4 protein-coding genes are annotated in these 1899 nt (G+C 71.4%); 2 read left to right on the top strand and 2 right to left on the bottom strand.

The window, feature by feature from the left end:
* Positions 1 to 346, bottom strand: a 346-nt coding sequence (locus tag CA983_RS43210) for a DUF2207 domain-containing protein (RefSeq protein WP_483027231.1), incomplete at its 3' end; no start/stop codon positions are given.
* 320 nt (positions 347 to 666) lie between these two features.
* On the opposite strand from CA983_RS43210, the gene CA983_RS49775 reads away from it, so the two are divergent.
* Both CA983_RS49775 and CA983_RS49770 read left to right on the top strand, forming a co-directional pair.
* On the top strand, positions 667 to 1074 hold the full coding sequence (locus tag CA983_RS49775; RefSeq protein WP_425276517.1) for a hypothetical protein: 408 nt from the start codon (positions 667 to 669) through the stop codon (positions 1072 to 1074).
* A 186-nt stretch (positions 1075 to 1260) separates the two neighbouring features.
* Positions 1261 to 1497 (top strand): zinc ribbon domain-containing protein, encoded by a 237-nt coding sequence (locus CA983_RS49770; protein WP_425276518.1) that lies wholly within the window; start codon positions 1261 to 1263, stop codon positions 1495 to 1497.
* 48 nt (positions 1498 to 1545) lie between these two features.
* Here CA983_RS49770 and CA983_RS43200 read toward each other — a convergent pair whose 3' ends face one another.
* Positions 1546 to 1782, bottom strand: coding sequence for a hypothetical protein (locus tag CA983_RS43200; RefSeq protein ID WP_059419625.1), 237 nt, complete (start codon positions 1780 to 1782; stop codon positions 1546 to 1548).
* Positions 1783 to 1899 lie beyond the last annotated feature (117 nt).

Raw genomic sequence — 1899 nt, 5'->3', positions numbered from 1 at the left:
GCTTCAGGAGGCCCTTGCCGCCCACCTCCGCCCGGCGGACCAGCCCCGCCTCCGCGAGCGGGATGCGCATGAGGGCCAGGGCGAGCCGTACGTCCGGATCCTTGACCAACGTCAGGAGACCGGTGGGCTCGTGGAGACAGGCGTGCACCGCCTGGGCCAGGGGGGACGGCGCTCGCTCCGCGCTCACGGCGTCCGCGATGCCCGCCCGCATCGTCCCGGGCCGGTCCGCCTCCACCAGGCCCCTCAGATACAGGTCCACCACGGCGACGGTGACGGCGGTCCGCGGACCGTTCCCCAGCAGTGCGATCTCGTGCGGCTCCAGCGGGACCGCCGTACCGTCGCCCATGGCTTCACCCCGTGCCGGGGCCCGCCGCCCCCGTGCCGACGGGCCCCGTGTGTCGAGAATGTGCCCGGCCCCGGGGGCAGTTGAAGCCCCGGGGCAGCCTGTTCTTGCGAGGGACCCCCGGGGTTTCGCAACCGGGAGGAATCGCATCTTAGGGCGCGCGGCGCGGAGCGCCGCGGTATCGCTGTGTCTGCCATGGCCGCGTCTCGGCCGGGCATCACTCGGGACACGGCGCATCAGGACAGGGTGCGCGGGTCACTCGATGGGGTGAGCGGTGGGGGACGTGTGGTGGGGTGTCGTGCGGGTGTCTACGATCGCTGATCGTGAAGCTGGTGGTGCAGGTCAGGCTGCTGCCGACGCCCGTGCAGGCGGCGGCTCTGGAGGCGAACCGGAGGGCAAGCCGCCTGGGTCGTCCTGGTTCAGCGCGCTACCGTCGCGCCACGCAGAAGCCCGTTGCCTTCCGTTCCTTTGGTGCTCAGCCCTACGACGACCGGATGCTGTCGTGGCAGATCGCCGAGCGGACGGTGTCGGTCTGGACCACCGGCGGGCGGATGAAGAACGTGGCTTTCACGGCATCTGTCGAGCAGCTGGCCACGCTCGCGCTGTACCGCAGGGGCGAGTCCGATCTCGTGCACCGGGACGGCATGTGGTTCCTGAGATCCGGATCCGCGAGCGCGGCCTGCGCACCAAGCTCCAGAAGAAGAACACCCCGTCCGCGAGGCGGCGGCTGAACAAGCGCCGCCTCAAGGAAGCGCGGCGGGCGAAGGACATCAACCACAAGATCGCGAAGCATGTGGTGGCCGAGGCTGAACGCACCGGTCGCGGAATTGCCCTGGAAGACCTCACGGGCATCCGCGATCGGGTACGGCTGAGGAAGCCCCCAACGGGCCACCCACTCCAGCTGGTCCTTCGCCCAGCTGGGGCAGTTCATCGCGTACAAGGCCCGCAGGGCCGGGGTGCCGGTGGTGCACGTCGATCCGGCGTACACCTCCCGTACCTCGCCGAGTGCGGCCACCTCGACAGGGCGAACCGGGTCTCCCAGGCCTGGTTCGCATGCCGGTCCTGCGGCGTCGTTGCGCACGCGGACCGGAACGGCTCCGCAACATCCGCGCCCGCGCGTGGGAGTAGTGGCGACGCGGGGCCCAGTCAAGTGAGGGTTCCGTACCAGGCGTACGACCGGTGCCGTAGGCGCGTGCGCGTGTTCACACCTCGTGGTGTTCCGACAGCCCCGGCCAGTCGTCCGGGCCGCCGCCCTGCCATTCGACGAGGTCGCTCTCCGCGACGTCGGTGACGTACAGGTCGGCGAGCCGCAGGATCTCGGCGACGTCGTCGGCGTGTGTGGCGACGCCCAGGGGCTCCTCGCCCAGGGTGACCCGGCGGGATCCGTCCAGCGCGGGGGGATGGACCACGACATGCGGGTGCTCGGTTGGATGTGCCATGCCTTCAGGCTGCTGCCGCCGGGTCGGTTCCGCACCCCGGGGCGGGGGGCTGGCCGTCCGACGGCGCGAGGCTGGGCGCRACAGGACGTTCGCGCCGCCGGACGGGGTCTGCGGGGT

This window comes from Streptomyces swartbergensis, assembly GCF_002148965.1.
Taxonomy (GTDB): domain Bacteria; phylum Actinomycetota; class Actinomycetes; order Streptomycetales; family Streptomycetaceae; genus Streptomyces; species Streptomyces swartbergensis.
This window is presented reverse-complemented; position numbering and strand designations above follow the sequence as displayed.

Bases quoted from the DNA above. Each gene is read 5' to 3' on its own strand.
- CA983_RS43200 (WP_059419625.1), bottom strand. From the start codon at position 1,782: ATGGCACATCCAACCGAGCACCCGCATGTCGTGGTCCATCCCCCCGCG.